Genomic DNA, 15,684 nt, shown 5'->3' with positions numbered 1-15,684 from the left:
TCGCGCCACCCGCCGACTCAGTCCTCCGCCTCCTCGGGGACGCCGTCCTGAAGGCCCTTCTGGAGGACCGGCCCCTCGCCCGGAGCGAGCGCACCGAGGATCCGCTCAAGGTCCTCCATTGATGCGAACTCGACGGTGATCTTGCCCTTCTTCTGGCCGAGGTCGACCTTCACCCGGGTCTCGAAACGGTCCGAGAGCCGAGAGGCGAGCTCGCTCAGAGCCGGAGAGACCCGAGCACCGGCCCGCGGCCCCTTGGAGCGCGGAGCGCTCTGCGGCCGGGACCCCATCAGAGTGACGATCTCCTCGACGGCCCGCACGGACAGCCCCTCGGCCACGATGCGGTGAGCCAGGCGGTCCTGCTCCTCCGAGTCCTCCACAGAGAGCAGGGCGCGGGCATGCCCTGCGGACAGCACCCCGGCGGCCACCCTGCGCTGCACCGCCGGGGAGAGCTTCAGCAGCCGCAGAGTGTTGGAGACCTGGGGGCGCGACCGGCCGATGCGGTCCGCCAGCTGATCGTGGGTGCAGTTGAAGTCCTTGAGGAGCTGGTCGTAGGCGGCCGCCTCCTCCAGCGGGTTCAGCTGGGCCCGGTGCAGGTTCTCCAGAAGGGCGTCCAGGAGAAGCTTGTCGTCCTCCGTCGCCCGAACGATCGCCGGGATCGCCTCCAGGCCGGCCTCACGGCAGGCCCTCCAGCGGCGCTCGCCCATGATCAGCTCGTAGCGGGCCGGCCCCACCTGCCGCACCACGACGGGCTGGAGCAGCCCGACCTCCTTGATGGAGGTGATCAGCTCGGCGAGCGCATCCTCGTCGAACACCTCGCGGGGCTGCCGAGGATTCGGGGTGATGGAGTCCAGGGGCAGCTCGGCGAAGTGGGCACCGAGCGGAGCGGCCGGCGTCTCCACGAAGCCGTTCCTCGATGGCTCCTCGGTTTCATGTGAAACAGACGGAAGCGTGGCCACCTTCGCGGCCGCCACTCCACGGTCCGTCGTCAGTACGGGCACCGCTGCCGGTGAGGCGGACGAGCCTGCGCCCGCCACCGCCGGAGCTGCCGCCTTCTCCCCTGTCGGGGCAGCAGGGATCAGTGCGCCGAGACCACGGCCCAACCCCCTCCGTCGATCGCTCACTGGATCCCCTCCACCATGCTCTGTTCGGTCTGGGCGCCGATATGGGCGTCCTGCGCGTCGTAGTGGACGCCGACGCCCCTCAGCGCGATTTCACGTGCCGCCTCAAGATAGGAGAGGGCGCCACTCGATCCTGGATCGTAGGTCAGCACCGTCTGTCCATAGCTCGGCGCCTCGGAGATACGGACTGAGCGGGGAATGCTCGTCCTCAGTACCTCGTCGCCGAAGTGGCTGCGCACCTCTTCCGCGACCTGCGACGCCAGGCGCGTCCGGCCGTCGTACATGGTGAGCAGGATGGTCGACACATGCAGGGCGGGGTTGAGGTGCCCCCGCACCAGGTCAACGTTGCGCAACAGCTGGCCCAAGCCCTCCAGCGCGTAATACTCGCACTGGATCGGGATGAGGACCTCCTGCCCGGCGACCAACGCATTGACCGTCAGCAGGCCGAGCGAGGGCGGACAGTCGATGAGGATGTAGTCCAGCGGCTGTTCGTAGGACTGGATCGCACGCTGCAGTCGGCTTTCCCGCGCCACTAGGGACACCAGCTCGATCTCCGCACCGGCGAGATCGATCGTGGCAGGAGCGCAGAAGAGACCCTCGACATCGGGGACCGGCTGGACGACCTCCGCGAGCGGCTTGCTCTCGACCAACACGTCGTAGATGGAAGGGACTTCGGCGTGATGGTCGATCCCCAGCGCCGTGGACGCATTGCCCTGAGGGTCGAGATCGATTACCAGGACGCGGCCGCCGTGCAGGGCGAGAGACGCGGCGAGATTCACCGTCGTCGTGGTCTTGCCCACCCCGCCCTTCTGGTTGGCGACCACGATGACCCGGGTCTGCTCGGGCCGTGGCAGGCCTTCGCCGGCGCGCCCCAGTGCCTCTACCGCAAGTTGGGCAGCGCGACCGATGGGAGTGTCGTCCATCGGAGGCGGTGTTTCACGTGAAACATCCTCCCCCATCGACTCGGTACGGGGACCGGGGACCGGATCGGTCATCGGTCCCGCGATGTTGGCGTCGGACCGCAAGGATTCACTCTCCTCGACTTCAGGCTCGCAATGAACAGAGCCTCCCATGCCTTCGGGGTCGTGAACCAGTGAGGTCTGGTCTTCTGTGGAGAAATCCACCTCTGTGGACAACTCCGTGCCCTCCACGGGGGACATAGTGCTCTGGGTGGACGGTCCTCCCAGGGATCCGAGGGGCTTCCGATCGCGGGGTTCGGCCGCAGCTCGGCCCCGACTGATGATGCCGTGCAGCAGTGAGCGACGTTTCACGTGAAACACGATGCACAGCTGCTCTGGCTGAGTTGTCCGCGACACTCCGAGATGCGTAGGTTCGGCAGCTTGTGTGGAGTACGCCGGGTCCTCGGGACGGAGCAGTCGACCGTCGCCCAGGCCATGCCCTCACGCCCGAGCAACCACGTGCTCAACGACGCCGCCGCACCCGCCCCGTCCGGGCCGCCTTCGCCCTCTTGGCCGCGAAGCGCACACCTCCTGGGCTCTCCCCGACCTCCACGCGCACCACGGTCGACAGCGGGTCCACGATTCCCTCGCCGACATGCAGGATGGACGTCTCCACGGCGCCGAGCTTGGCCAGAGCGGTGGCGGCGCTCTTCAGCTCCTCCTCCGCGGTGTCGCCCTTGAGAGCGAGCATCTCCCCGTACGGACGCAGCAGCGGGATGCCCCAGGTGGCCAGACGGTCCAGGGGCGCCACGGCGCGCGCGGTGACCACATGGACGGGCGGAATCTTGCCCATGACCTCCTCGGCGCGACCACGGACCACGGTCACATGATCGAGACCCAGTAGCTCGACGACCTCGGTGAGGAAGTTGGTGCGCCGCAGCAATGGCTCAAGGAGCGTGATCTTCAGGTCTTCCCGGACGAGTGCCAGCGGGATACCGGGCAGTCCGGCGCCGGAGCCGACATCGCACACGGTCACGCCGCGGGGCACGACCTCCGAGAGCACCGCGCAGTTCAGCAGGTGCCGCTCCCACAGCCGGGGAACTTCCCGTGGCCCGATCAGACCGCGCTGCACACCCGCCTCGGCGAGCAGCTCCGCATAGCGGACCGCGTCCGCGAAGCGATCGCCGAACACCTCGCGCGCCTGCTCGGGCGCAGGGGGAAGCTCTGCTGCTGCCTCCGTCACGGGGACCGTCCTTCCGTACCGCATGAGCGCACTGGGCGCAGACCACCAGGACTATCAGGGACCACCGGCTGCCGGGACCGCAGCCGTGAGGGACTACCAGGCTGACAAGGTTCGGCCCCGCCTGCGCTACAGACGGGGCCGGAGAGACGTACGGACCGAATCAGGCGGGCAGCACGACGACGAAGCGCTGCGGCTCCTCGCCCTCGGACTCGCTGCGCAGGCCCGCGGTCTTGACCGCGTCGTGCACCACCTTGCGCTCGAACGGCGTCATCGGCTTGAGCTTCACGGGCTCGCCGGTGCTCTTGACCTCGGCCGCCGCCTTGGCACCCAGCTCCGAGAGCTCCTCACGCTTCTTGGCGCGGTATCCCGCGATGTCCAGCATCAGCCGGCTGCGGTCCCCGGTCTCCCGGTGCACGGCCAGACGCGTGAGCTCCTGGAGCGCTTCCAGCACCTCGCCGTCACGGCCGACCAGCTTCTGCAGGTCGCGGGTGCCCGTGTCGCTGACGATCGACACGGACGCACGGTCGGCCTCGACGTCCATGTCGATGTCGCCGTCGAGATCGGCGATGTCCAGCAGACCCTCGAGGTAGTCCGCCGCGATCTCGCCCTCCTGCTCCAGGCGGGTCAGGGTGTCTGCACCCTCGGCAGCGGCGGAGGTGGTGCCTTCCGTCACGGGATGGACTCCTTCTTACTTCTTGGACGGGGACTTGGGCCGTTGCGGACCCTTGCGCTGGCCGGACTGGGCCCTGCTGCGGGTGCCGGAGCCGGGCTGCTGCGTCGCCTTCTTGGCGGCGTCGGCCGACTTGGCGTCCTGCGGCTCGTCGGACTCGCTCAGCGACGAGGAGTCCGGCTCGGAACCACCCGCGGGCTTGGGCCCGCCGGACTGGCGCTGGGCCTTGGACTGCCGCTTGGGCTGCTGGCGCTTGGGAGCACCGGTGGTCGGCACACCGTCCTCGACGGTGGCGACGGCCGACGCCTCGCCCTTCATGACGGTGCCGTCGGGCTGGGCCGCGAGACCCGCCTTGTTCAGACCGTTGATGAACTTGCGCTCGAACTCGTTGCGGTCACGGCCCTTGGCGACGATCGCCTTGACGATGGCCTTCTCCCGCCGGTTGCGGGTCTTGCCGTGGTGCGTGACGTGCTTGTGCAGGCGCTCCAGGTAGGCGGCCTGGGCCTTGGAACCCGGGGTCGGGTTGTTGTGGATCACATACATCTGCTGGCCCATGGTCCACACGTTGGTGGTCAGCCAGTAGACGAGGACACCGACCGGGAAGTTGATGCCGAAGACGGCGAACATGATGGGGAAGACGTACATCAGCATCTTCTGCTGCTGCATGAACGGCGTCTTCACCGTCGTGTCGACGTTCTTGGTCATCAGCTGGCGCTGCGTGTAGAACTGCGACGCCGACATCAGCACGATCATGATCGCGGTGACGACACGGACGTCGGTCAGCGAGGCGCCGAGAGAGCCGACCTTGTCCGCGCTGTCCGTGAACTTCGCGGCCAACGGGGCGCCGAAGATGTGTGCCTTACGGGCGCTGGCGAGCAGCGACTCGTTGAGGACACCGATCGTCTTGCCCGTCGCGATGGCGTTGAGCACGTGGTACAGGGCGAAGAAGAACGGGGACTGCGCCAGGATGGGAAGGCACGAGGAGAGCGGGTTGGTGCCCGACTCCTTGTACAGCTTCATCATCTCTTCGGACTGACGCTGCTTGTCGTTCTTGTAGCGCTCCTGGATCTTCTTCATCTCGGGCTGGAGCGTCTGCATGGCCCGGGTCGCCTTGATCTGCTTCACGAAGAGCGGGATCAGGCAGATACGGATCAGGATCACCAGGGACACGATGGACAGGCCCCAGGCCCAGCCCGTGTCGGCGCCGAAGAGTGCGCCATACACCTTGTGGAACTGGACAATGACCCAGGAAACGGGTGTCGTGATGAAGCTGAAGAGGCTGGCAATCGTGTCCACTAATCATGCTCCTTGGGCATGGGACGAGGTCTCTGCGGCCGGGCTCGAAGGGATGTCCCCGTCGGTGGCCGGTTCGCCGGCGGAGGGCCCGCCCTTGCGTGCACGCCAGGCGTCGCGCAGCATTTCGTGCCACCGCGGACGCTTGCGCGGCGGGACATGGTCCACGCCGCCGAGCGACCACGGATTGCACCGCAGGATGCGCCAGGCGGTCAGTGCCGTTCCCTTGATCGCACCGTGCCGGTCTATGGCCGTGTAGCCGTAGTGGGAACACGACGGGTAGTACTTGCACACCGGCCCGAGCAGCGGACTGATCGTCCACTGGTAGAGCTTGATGAGAGCCAGCAGCGGGTACTTCATCGCGCGCCCCCTCCTCCCAGCAGCCGCTGGAGGGCGGCATCCAGGTCTCGGGCCAGCTGTGCTTGGTCGGCGTCACCCGCACCGGGCAGCGCTCGTACGACTACCAGGCTACCGGGGGGCAACAGGGCCACTCGGTCACGCATCAGATGGCGAAGTCTGCGCTTCACCTTGTTGCGTACGACCGCTCCACCCACAGCCTTGCTCACGACGAAACCCGCACGCGTCGGGGGAGCGCTCTCCCCAGGCGCGTGCGGGTCCGTTGCACCGCTGCGAAGGTGGACGACGAGAAGCGGGCGTCCAGCCCGGCGTCCTCGGCGTACCGCGGTCGCGAAGTCCTCGCGCCGCCTCAGCCGATGCTCGGTAGGCAGCACGTCAACCTGAACGCGATCAGGCGGACAGGCGGGCGCGACCCTTGCTGCGGCGGGACGCCAGGATGGCGCGGCCGGCACGGGTGCGCATACGCAGCCGGAAGCCGTGGGTCTTCGCGCGACGACGGTTGTTCGGCTGGAAGGTGCGCTTGCTCACTCGGGGGCTCCAGTAATGATTCGGTGGGTGGCGGGGTGTCGCCTGGCTGTCACCGTGCGCCCACGAGTAGCTCGCATTACGCCCGAGTGCACCGCTTTCCGATCACCGAAATGTGCCCTGGTAGGGACACTGGTGCGTGATCTGTGCCCATCGGAGGCAGGCGGCAGCAGCCATCGACAACTCGACCTGGTTACGGTACGCGGGGCTACGCCATCCGGTCAAACCAACGACCGGGGGGAGACACTTGTCCACAGCCTGGGGACAACAACTTGAACCCTACCGGCCGCCCTGACTACCGTGGCTGAACTCTGATTCGTTCCCTTGTCCCGGACCCAGCAGTTCTGGCCCCGACTCGACCCACCCGAGTTACAACCCGACCCGTCCCACAACCACACGTTCGTGGGACCCGTGAGAGAGCGTGCCCTGTGGCTGACGTACCTGCCGATCTTGCCGCAGTGTGGCCACGAGTACTGGAGCAGCTTCTCGGTGAAGGGCGCGGGCCGGGCGTCGAGGCGAAGGACGAGCACTGGATCAAGCGCTGCCAGCCACTGGCGCTGGTCGCCGACACCGCCCTGCTCGCCGTGCCGAACGAGTTCGCGAAGGGCGTCCTGGAGGGCCGGCTCGCGCCGATCGTCAGCGACACGCTGAGCCGTGAGTGCGGGCGCCCGATCCGGATCGCGATCACGGTGGACGACTCCGCCGGCGAGCCCCTGGCGCCGACCCCGTCCGCCCAGCCGCGCTACGAGGAGCCCGAGCTCCCCTCCCGCCCGGGCCGTGACGCGTACGACTCCTCCCAGGGCCGGGACCTGTACGACGGCCAGGGCGGCTACGAGGGATACGGACGCCACCGCGCCGACGACCACCGCGCGGACCGCCCCGACCAGCTCCCCACCGGACCCGGTGACCAGCTCCCGACCGCCCGCCCGGCGTATCCGGGCGAGTACCAGCGTCCGGAGCCCGGTGCCTGGCCCCGCCCCCAGGACGACTACGGCTGGCAGCAGCAGCGCCTCGGCTTCCCCGAGCGCGACCCGTACGCGACGCCGCAGCCGGACTACCGCGCGCAGTCACTGGAGCGGTCCCCGTACGAACAGCAGCGCCCCGAGTACGACAGCCAGCGCCCGGACTACGAGAACGCGCGCCCCGACTTCGACCAGCAGCGCCCCGACCGTCGCGACCTCCCGGAGCCGCCCTCCCGCAACGGCCAGGTGCACCGGGGCGGACCGGTCGGACCGGGTCTGCCCACCACCGGGGCCCCCGGCCCGCTGGCCGCGCAGCCCGCGCCGGCGACCGGTCCGGGCGAGCCCACCGCGCGCCTCAACCCGAAGTACCTCTTCGACACGTTCGTGATCGGCGCCTCGAACCGCTTCGCGCACGCGGCCGCGGTCGCCGTCGCCGAGGCACCCGCGAAGGCGTACAACCCCCTCTTCATCTACGGGGAGTCGGGGCTCGGCAAGACACACCTGCTGCACGCCATCGGGCACTACGCGCGCAGCCTCTACCCGGGCACGCGTGTGCGGTACGTGAGCTCCGAGGAGTTCACCAACGAGTTCATCAACTCGATCCGCGACGGCAAGGCGGACGCGTTCCGCAAGCGCTATCGCGACATGGACATCCTGCTCGTCGACGACATCCAGTTCCTGGCGCAGAAGGAGTCGACGCAGGAGGAGTTCTTCCACACGTTCAACACGCTCCACAACGCCAACAAGCAGATCGTCCTGTCCTCGGACCGGCCGCCCAAGCAACTGGTCACCCTGGAGGACCGGCTGCGCAACCGCTTCGAGTGGGGTCTGATCACCGACGTCCAGCCGCCCGAGCTGGAGACGCGCATCGCGATCCTGCGCAAGAAGGCGGTGCAGGAGCAGCTCAACGCCCCGCCGGAAGTACTGGAGTTCATCGCCTCCCGCATCTCGCGCAACATCCGGGAGCTGGAGGGCGCGCTGATCCGGGTGACGGCGTTCGCGTCGCTCAACCGCCAGCCCGTCGACCTGGGTCTGACGGAGATCGTCCTCAAGGACCTGATCCCCGGCGGCGAGGACTCGGCCCCCGAGATCACCGCGACCGCCATCATGGCGGCCACGGCGGACTACTTCGGGCTGACGGTGGAGGACCTGTGCGGCACCTCCCGCGGCCGCGCCCTGGTCACCGCCCGGCAGATCGCCATGTACCTGTGCCGTGAGCTGACGGACCTGTCGCTGCCGAAGATCGGCGCCCAGTTCGGCGGCCGCGACCACACGACGGTGATGCACGCCGACCGCAAGATCCGCGCGCTGATGGCCGAGCGGCGCTCCATCTACAACCAGGTGACCGAGCTGACGAACCGCATCAAGAACGGCTGACGGCGGCGCGCGCACAGCACTGAGGGCGCCCTCGGGAGGAGATCCCGGGGGCGCCCTTCGTCGTTCCCCCGCCACCCGCTGTTCGAATACCTGCCGGGTTACGGCCACTCTCCACAGATCCGGAGACTTTCTTGCGTCCACATCCTGGGGACTGCGGAGTTGTCCAGACGGTGTCCACAGGCTGTGCGGTTGAAAGACGATCAGCCCAGTTCAGCCCCCTGTGGATCGGTGGACGAACGATCTCCACAGACTGTGGACGGCGAGAGGATCCACAGGCGGTGCGCGAAGTTGTCCACCGGCGGCCCACAGGTCGGCGCCGGTTGTCCCCAGTGATCCCGAGCTTCTCCACAGGCCTGTCCACTGTTCGGCAACGCGACGCCGCTTCTCACCGGGCCGAGTGAAAGGCGTCACACCAAGGTGCCGGGGTGGCCTGTGGGAAAGGTGGGTAAAGCTGGGGACGGCGTTGGGGAGAAGTGCCCCACGGCTGTGCACGGGGTGTGCAGAACTTTCTGTTCTCCACAGAGACACCTGGTTGTCCACCGCTCGTACCCACAGGGCCCGTGGACAAAATCTTGCCGCTGAGCTGGGGAAACGCGGTTATCCACGGTATCCACAGGCCCTACTACTACTCCCAACTAGAGAGAGCTGGGATTTCGTTTCGAAGCGGGTCCTGTGCACAACTCGCTCTCCGGCTCCCGACCGCCCCTCGTCACGACTTGACCCCGAGAGGCATCTACTGTCAGTGCCGTGCGTCAGACTGGTCCCCGGTGTCCTTCCCCTCACAGGGACCGGCGACACCGAGTCAGACGACGAAGGCGAAGCAGGGCGAGAACGCCGGCAACAGCAGGAGGCGGCTTACGGTGAAGATCCGGGTGGAACGCGACGTACTCGCGGAGGCAGTGGCCTGGGCGGCGCGCAGCCTCCCGGCCCGTCCGCCGGCGCCTGTCCTCGCGGGCCTGCTGCTGAAGGCCGAGGACGGCCAGCTGAGCCTGTCCAGCTTCGACTACGAGGTCTCGGCGCGGGTGTCCGTGGAGGCGGAGGTCGAGGAGGAGGGCACGGTCCTCGTCTCCGGCCGCCTCCTGGCCGACATCTCCCGCGCCCTCCCCAACCGCCCGGTGGAGATTTCCACAGACGGTGTACGAGCGACGGTGGTCTGCGGCACCTCGCGGTTCACCCTCCACACCCTCCCTGTGGAGGAGTACCCGGCGCTTCCCCAGATGCCGAACGCGACGGGCACGGTCCCGGGCGAGGTCTTCGCCTCCGCCGTGCAGCAGGTCGCCATCGCCGCCGGCCGCGACGACACGCTGCCCGTCCTCACCGGTGTGCGCATCGAGATCGAGGGCGACACGGTCACGCTGGCCTCCACCGACCGCTACCGCTTCGCGGTCCGCGAGTTCCTTTGGAAGCCGGAGAACCCGGAGGCGTCCGCGGTCGCCCTGGTGCCCGCCAAGACGCTCCTGGACACCGCCAAGGCCCTGACCAGCGGCGACAGCGTGATTCTGGCGCTGTCCGGCTCGGGCGCCGGCGAGGGCCTGATCGGCTTCGAGGGCGCCGGGCGGCGCACCACGACCCGTCTCCTCGAGGGCGACCTGCCGAAGTACCGCACGCTGTTCCCGACGGAGTTCAACTCCATCGCCACCATCGAGACCGCCCCCTTCGTGGAGGCCGTCAAGCGCGTTGCCCTCGTCGCCGAGCGCAACACCCCGGTGCGGCTCAGCTTCGAGCAGGGCGTGCTGATCCTGGAGGCCGGCTCCAGCGACGACGCACAGGCTGTGGAGAGGGTCGACGCGCAGCTGGAGGGCGACGACATCTCGATCGCCTTCAACCCGACCTTCCTGCTCGACGGCCTCAGCGCCATCGACTCCCCGGTGGCCCAGTTGTCCTTCACGACGTCCACGAAGCCCGCGCTGCTCAGCGGCAAGCCGGCCATGGACGCCGAGGCGGACGAGGCGTACAAGTACCTGATCATGCCGGTGCGACTCAGCGGCTGAGCGGCCGACGGCCGTCCACAGCGTCCGATGGGCCCGGTGGATCACCGGGCCCACCCGGCGAAACCGCAGGTCGGGGCCTATGTCGTATGAGCGCGTATGCCCACAGGTGTGCGCGAGGGGCCGGGTTTAGGCTCGGACGCAGGTACGAAAGTGCCCTCATGCCACGTCGCAACCTAAGGAACAACTGATGGAGCTCGGTCTCGTCGGCCTCGGCAAGATGGGCGGCAACATGCGCGAGCGCATCCGCCGCGCAGGCCACACCGTCATCGGATACGACCGCAACCCGGACCTCGCCGATGTCCACAGCCTCGAAGAGCTTGTGGGCAAGCTCGCGGGCCCGCGCGTGGTGTGGGTGATGGTCCCGGCCGGTGCCCCCACCCAGTCCACGATCGACGAGCTGGCCGAGCTGCTGGAGCCCGGTGATGTCGTCGTGGACGGCGGGAACTCGCGCTGGACGGACGACGAGAAGCACGCCGAGGAGCTGGCGGCCAAGGGCATAGGCTTCGTCGACTGCGGTGTCTCCGGCGGCGTCTGGGGCCTGCAGAACGGCTACGCGCTGATGTACGGCGGCGACGCCGGGAACGTCGCCAAGGTGCAGCCGATCTTCGACGCCCTCAAGCCCGAAGGCGCGTTCGGCGCGGTGCACGCGGGCAAGGTCGGCGCGGGCCACTTCGCGAAGATGGTCCACAACGGCATCGAGTACGCGATGATGCAGGCCTACGCCGAGGGCTGGGAGCTGCTGGAGCGAGTCGACTCCGTGGAGAACGTGCGCGAGGTCTTCCGTTCCTGGCAGGAAGGCACGGTGATCCGCTCCTGGCTGCTGGACCTCGCGGTCAACGCCCTGGACGAGGACGAGCACCTGGACAAGCTGCGTGGCTGGGCCGCGGACTCCGGCGAGGGCCGCTGGACCGTCGAGGCGGCCATCGACCACGCGGTACCGCTGCCCGCGATCACGGCGTCCCTGTTCGCGCGCTTCAGCTCGCGGCAGGACGACTCCCCGCAGATGAAGATGATCGCGGCGCTGCGCAACCAGTTCGGCGGCCACGCGGTCGAGAAGAAGTAGTCCACAGGGCCGCCCGGCGGTCCACAACCCTGGGGGAGGTCGGCGAACAAGCATGCACGTCACGCACCTGTCGCTGGCCGACTTCCGCTCGTACGCCCGGGTCGAGGTCCCGCTCGACCCGGGTGTCACCGCCTTCGTCGGACCCAACGGCCAGGGTAAGACGAACCTCGTCGAGGCGGTCGGCTATCTCGCCACGCTCGGCAGCCACCGCGTCTCCTCCGACGCCCCCCTGGTCCGGATGGGAGCCGATCGCGCGATCATCCGGGCGGCCGTCCGCCAGGGCGAGCGGCAGCAGCTGGTCGAGCTGGAGCTGAACCCCGGCAAGGCCAACCGCGCCCGCATCAACAGATCCTCCCAGGTCAGGCCCCGTGACGTGCTGGGCATCGTGCGGAGCGTGCTGTTCGCGCCCGAGGACCTCGCGCTGGTCAAGGGTGACCCCGGTGAGCGGCGTCGCTTCCTGGACGAGCTGATCACCGCCCGTTCCCCGCGGATGGCGGGCGTCCGCTCCGACTACGACCGGGTGCTCAAGCAGCGCAACACCCTCCTCAAGACGGCCGCGCTGGCCCGCCGCCACGGGGGCCGGTCCATGGATCTCTCCACCCTGGACGTCTGGGACCAGCACCTCGCGCGCGCGGGCGCGGAACTGCTCGCCCAGCGCCTCGATCTGATCGCCACGATCCAGCCGCTCGCCGACAAGGCGTACGAGCGGCTGGCGCCCGGCGGCGGCCCGGTCGCCCTGGAGTACAAGCCGTCCGCGCCGGGTGAGGCCCACACCCGCGAGGACCTGCACGACCAGTTGATGGCCGCACTCGCCGACGCCCGCAAGCAGGAGATCGAGCGCGGCGTCACCCTGGTCGGACCCCATCGGGACGATCTGCTGCTCAAGCTCGGTCAGCTGCCCGCCAAGGGGTACGCCTCCCACGGCGAGTCCTGGTCCTACGCGCTGGCGCTGCGCCTGGCGTCGTACGACCTCCTGCGCGCGGAGGGCAACGAGCCGGTGCTCGTCCTCGACGACGTGTTCGCCGAGCTGGACAGCCGCCGCCGCGAACGCCTGGCCGAGCTGGTCGCGCCCGGGGAGCAGGTCCTGGTGACCGCCGCGGTCGACGACGACGTACCGCACGTACTGACGGGCGCACGGTACGCCGTGTCCGAGGGCATCGTGGAGCGCGCATGAGCAGCGACGAACCCGCACCGAAGAAGACGCCCGAGCTGTCGGGTGTGGATCTCGCGCGCGTGGCGCTCAGGGCCGCGAAGGAACAGGCACGCGCGCGGGGGGACGCGGCGCAGCAGAAGAAGCAGGCGCGGCGCGGTGGCCTGCGCTCCGGCGCACGCGCCGACGGCCGCGACCCCATGGCGCTCGGCGCGGCCATCAACCGGTTGATCACCGAGCGCGGCTGGGAGACCCCGGCCGCGGTGGGCGGCGTGATGGGCCGCTGGCCGCAGATCGTCGGCGAGGACCTGGCCAAGCACTGCGTCCCGCAGAGGTACGACGAGGACGAGCGCGTCCTGACCGTGCTGTGCGACTCGACGGCGTGGGCGACGCAGCTGCGGCTGCTGGCCCCGCAGCTGGTCGCGCGCCTCAACGAGGACCTCGGCCACGGCACGGTCCGGCTGATCAAGGTCCACGGCCCCGGCGGACCCGTCCGTCGGTTCGGCCCCCTGCGCGCCCCGGGCAGCACGGGGCCCGGTGACACCTACGGGTGACAGACATCACTCCACGGCCGCTCGCAGCAGGCGCGGGCGGCCCTTTGCGCGCGCCCGCGTGCGGTCGCGAAGACCGACCTGACTCCGAAGTAGCCAAGGGTTGACAGCCAGAAGCGCTGAGTGCCGCTCAGAGCCTCTTGGAGCCCCGCTCCGCATATAGGGAGTCGGCCGAGACCGGTTGAGGGCGGCACATGCGGACTCAGGTACCCGCAAACCCCCATCACTGTCGGCGCTACCGGTAGACTGGGAGACAATCCCGCCCCGATCGTGGGGACCGTCCGGGACAAGCTGAGCAACGCTGATCAAGGCTTACCAACGCAACATGCCGCAGCCGCTCCGGCAACCCGCCGACGAGCCCGGCTCGTGCTGTGCCAGAAAGGGCGCTTCGTGGCCGATTCCGGCAACCCCAACGAGAACATCCCGTCCACCGACGCCGGCGTAAACGCCGAGGTCACAGCCTCGAACGGCGAGGTCTCCGCCTCGTACGACGCCAGCGCCATCACCGTCCTCGAGGGTCTGGACGCGGTCCGCAAGCGACCCGGCATGTACATCGGTTCGACCGGTGAGCGCGGACTTCACCACCTCGTGTACGAGGTCGTCGACAACGCCGTCGACGAGGCGCTGGCCGGATACGCGGACACCATCGACATCACGATCCTCGCCGACGGCGGCGTGCGCGTGATCGACAACGGCCGCGGTATCCCGGTGGACATCCACCCGGTCGAGAAGAAGCCGGCTGTCGAGATCGTGCTGACCGTGCTGCACGCGGGCGGCAAGTTCGGCGGCGGCGGGTACGCCGTCTCCGGCGGTCTGCACGGCGTGGGCGTGTCCGTGGTGAACGCGCTGTCGAACAAGGTCTCGGTCGAGATCAAGCGTGACGGCTACCGCTGGACGCAGGACTACAAGATGGGCGTCCCCACGGCGCCGCTCCAGCGGCACGAGCCCACCAACGAGACCGGCACCTCGGTCACCTTCTGGGCCGACCCGGACATCTTCGAGACGACCGAGTACTCCTTCGAGACGCTCTCGCGGCGCTTCCAGGAGATGGCGTTCCTCAACAAGGGCCTGACGATCAAGCTCACCGACGAGCGCGAGTCGGCGAAGGCCACGGCCAAGGCGGACGAGGCGGGCGCGGACGAGACCCCCGAGGTCAAGACCGTCACGTACCACTACGAGGGCGGCATCGTCGACTTCGTGAAGTACCTCAACTCCCGCAAGGGAGACGCGGTGCACCCCACGGTGATCGACCTTGAGGCCGAGGACAGGGACAAGAGCCTGTCCCTGGAAGTCGCCATGCAGTGGAACAGCGGTTACAGCGAGGGCGTGTACTCCTTCGCCAACATCATCCACACCCACGAGGGCGGTACGCACGAAGAGGGCTTCCGCGCCGCTCTGACCTCGCTGATCAACAAGTACGCGCGCGACAAGAAGCTGCTGCGCGACAAGGACGACAACCTCACGGGTGACGACATCCGCGAGGGCCTGACCGCGATCATCTCGCTCAAGCTGAGCGAGCCGCAGTTCGAGGGCCAGACCAAGACCAAGCTGGGCAACACGGAGGCGAAGACCTTCGTCCAGAAGGCGGTCTACGAGCACCTCAACGACTGGCTGGACCGCAACCCGAACGAGGCCACGGACATCGTCCGCAAGGGCATCCAGGCGGCCACCGCGCGCGTGGCGGCCCGCAAGGCGCGCGACCTGACCCGCCGCAAGGGCCTCCTGGAGTCCGCGTCCCTGCCGGGCAAGCTCTCCGACTGCCAGTCGAACGACCCCACCAAGTGCGAGATCTTCATCGTCGAGGGTGACTCCGCCGGCGGCTCGGCCAAGTCCGGCCGCAACCCGCAGTACCAGGCGATCCTCCCCATCCGCGGCAAGATCCTCAACGTGGAGAAGGCGCGGATCGACAAGATCCTGCAGAACCAGGAGATCCAGGCGCTGATCTCCGCCTTCGGCACCGGTGTGCACGAGGACTTCGACATCTCCAAGCTCCGCTATCACAAGATCATCCTGATGGCGGACGCCGACGTCGACGGCCAGCACATCAACACCCTGCTGCTGACGTTCCTGTTCCGCTTCATGCGGCCGCTGGTCGAGGCCGGGCACGTGTTCCTGTCCCGCCCGCCGCTGTACAAGATCAAGTGGGGTCGGGACGACTTCGAGTACGCGTACTCGGACCGCGAGCGCGACGCGCTGATCGAGCTGGGCCGCCGCAACGGCAAGCGGATCAAGGACGACTCGGTGCAGCGCTTCAAGGGTCTCGGCGAGATGAACGCCGAGGAGCTGCGCATCACCACCATGGACGTGGACCACCGCGTCCTCGGCCAGGTCACCCTCGACGACGCCGCCCAGGCCGACGACCTCTTCTCGGTCCTCATGGGCGAGGACGTCGAGGCACGCCGCGCGTTCATCCAGCGCAACGCCAAGGACGTCCGCTTCCTCGACATCTGAGTCGGTCTCAGCTGACCGCACCAGGAAGGATCTT

The 15,684-nt window shown here is 68.5% G+C and carries 14 protein-coding genes; 6 read left to right on the top strand and 8 right to left on the bottom strand.

The window, feature by feature from the left end; all coding sequences use genetic code 11:
- Positions 1-17 precede the first annotated feature (17 nt).
- The 8 genes from ASC56_RS25900 to rpmH form a co-directional block, all read right to left on the bottom strand.
- On the bottom strand, positions 18-1,121 hold the full coding sequence (locus ASC56_RS25900; protein ID WP_055493953.1) for a ParB/RepB/Spo0J family partition protein: 1,104 nt from the start codon (positions 1,119-1,121) through the stop codon (positions 18-20).
- Positions 1,118-2,191 carry a ParA family protein gene (locus ASC56_RS25895; RefSeq protein WP_079102712.1) on the bottom strand — a complete coding sequence of 358 codons (1,074 nt, stop codon included), beginning with the start codon at positions 2,189-2,191 and terminating at the stop codon, positions 1,118-1,120. Before ASC56_RS25895 ends, ASC56_RS25900 begins: the two co-directional genes overlap by 4 nt.
- Positions 2,192-2,540: 349 nt before the next feature.
- A complete protein-coding gene (gene rsmG / locus ASC56_RS25890) occupies positions 2,541-3,260 on the bottom strand; it encodes a 16S rRNA (guanine(527)-N(7))-methyltransferase RsmG (RefSeq protein ID WP_055493951.1) in 720 nt (239 codons plus the stop codon).
- A gap of 160 nt (positions 3,261-3,420) precedes the next feature.
- Positions 3,421-3,933, bottom strand: a complete 513-nt coding sequence (locus ASC56_RS25885; protein ID WP_055493950.1) for a R3H domain-containing nucleic acid-binding protein — start codon at positions 3,931-3,933, stop codon at positions 3,421-3,423.
- Positions 3,934-3,948: 15 nt separating this feature from the next.
- A complete protein-coding gene (gene yidC, locus ASC56_RS25880; RefSeq protein WP_055493949.1) occupies positions 3,949-5,226 on the bottom strand; it encodes a membrane protein insertase YidC in 1,278 nt (425 codons plus the stop codon).
- Between the two features lie 3 nt (positions 5,227-5,229).
- Entirely contained in the window at positions 5,230-5,583 is a 354-nt protein-coding gene (gene yidD / locus ASC56_RS25875; protein WP_055493948.1) for a membrane protein insertion efficiency factor YidD, read from the bottom strand.
- Positions 5,580-5,954, bottom strand: coding sequence for a ribonuclease P protein component (rnpA, locus tag ASC56_RS38425; RefSeq protein WP_079102704.1), 375 nt, complete (start codon positions 5,952-5,954; stop codon positions 5,580-5,582). Before rnpA ends, yidD begins: the two co-directional genes overlap by 4 nt.
- 16 nt (positions 5,955-5,970) lie before the next feature.
- On the bottom strand, positions 5,971-6,108 hold the full coding sequence (rpmH, locus tag ASC56_RS25870; protein ID WP_003956500.1) for a 50S ribosomal protein L34: 138 nt from the start codon (positions 6,106-6,108) through the stop codon (positions 5,971-5,973).
- A gap of 425 nt (positions 6,109-6,533) precedes the next feature.
- Here rpmH and dnaA point away from each other — a divergent pair, with 425 nt between their 5' ends.
- The 6 genes from dnaA to gyrB all read left to right on the top strand — a co-directional run bounded on the left by dnaA (position 6,534) and on the right by gyrB (position 15,650).
- Positions 6,534-8,444 carry a chromosomal replication initiator protein DnaA gene (gene dnaA / locus ASC56_RS25865; RefSeq protein ID WP_055493947.1) on the top strand — a complete coding sequence of 637 codons (1,911 nt, stop codon included), beginning with the start codon at positions 6,534-6,536 and terminating at the stop codon, positions 8,442-8,444.
- Between the two features lie 860 nt (positions 8,445-9,304).
- Positions 9,305-10,435, top strand: coding sequence for a DNA polymerase III subunit beta (gene dnaN / locus ASC56_RS25860; protein WP_055493946.1), 1,131 nt, complete (start codon positions 9,305-9,307; stop codon positions 10,433-10,435).
- A 187-nt stretch (positions 10,436-10,622) separates the two neighbouring features.
- Complete coding sequence (gnd, locus tag ASC56_RS25855) at positions 10,623-11,498, top strand: phosphogluconate dehydrogenase (NAD(+)-dependent, decarboxylating) (protein WP_055493945.1); 876 nt, start codon at positions 10,623-10,625, stop codon at positions 11,496-11,498.
- Between the two features lie 52 nt (positions 11,499-11,550).
- Positions 11,551-12,672 carry a DNA replication/repair protein RecF gene (gene recF, locus ASC56_RS25850; protein WP_055493944.1) on the top strand — a complete coding sequence of 374 codons (1,122 nt, stop codon included), beginning with the start codon at positions 11,551-11,553 and terminating at the stop codon, positions 12,670-12,672.
- Positions 12,669-13,202: a DUF721 domain-containing protein gene (locus ASC56_RS25845; RefSeq protein WP_055493943.1), complete on the top strand. Its 534-nt coding sequence runs from the start codon at positions 12,669-12,671 to the stop codon at positions 13,200-13,202. Before recF ends, ASC56_RS25845 begins: the two co-directional genes overlap by 4 nt.
- Before the next feature lie 363 nt (positions 13,203-13,565).
- Positions 13,566-15,650 (top strand): DNA topoisomerase (ATP-hydrolyzing) subunit B, encoded by a 2,085-nt coding sequence (gyrB, locus tag ASC56_RS25840; protein WP_055493942.1) that lies wholly within the window; start codon positions 13,566-13,568, stop codon positions 15,648-15,650.
- Positions 15,651-15,684: the final 34 nt, after the last annotated feature.

Origin of the sequence: Streptomyces sp. TP-A0356 (genome assembly GCF_001417775.1) — a bacterium.
Lineage (GTDB): Bacteria > Actinomycetota > Actinomycetes > Streptomycetales > Streptomycetaceae > Streptomyces.
The sequence above is the reverse complement of the archived record's forward strand: the minus strand, read 5'-3'. Positions and strand labels throughout refer to the sequence as shown.

What these genes read in the sequence shown, in the direction of transcription:
- ASC56_RS25895 (WP_079102712.1), bottom strand. Translation starts at nt 2,191, where the DNA reads ATGGGAGGCTCTGTTCATTGCGAGCCTGAAGTCGAGGAGAGTGAATCC.
- yidD (WP_055493948.1), bottom strand. Translation starts at nt 5,583, where the DNA reads ATGAAGTACCCGCTGCTGGCTCTCATCAAGCTCTACCAGTGGACGATC.
- gnd (WP_055493945.1), top strand. Translation starts at nt 10,623, where the DNA reads ATGGAGCTCGGTCTCGTCGGCCTCGGCAAGATGGGCGGCAACATGCGC.
- recF (WP_055493944.1), top strand. Translation starts at nt 11,551, where the DNA reads ATGCACGTCACGCACCTGTCGCTGGCCGACTTCCGCTCGTACGCCCGG.
- ASC56_RS25845 (WP_055493943.1), top strand. Translation starts at nt 12,669, where the DNA reads ATGAGCAGCGACGAACCCGCACCGAAGAAGACGCCCGAGCTGTCGGGT.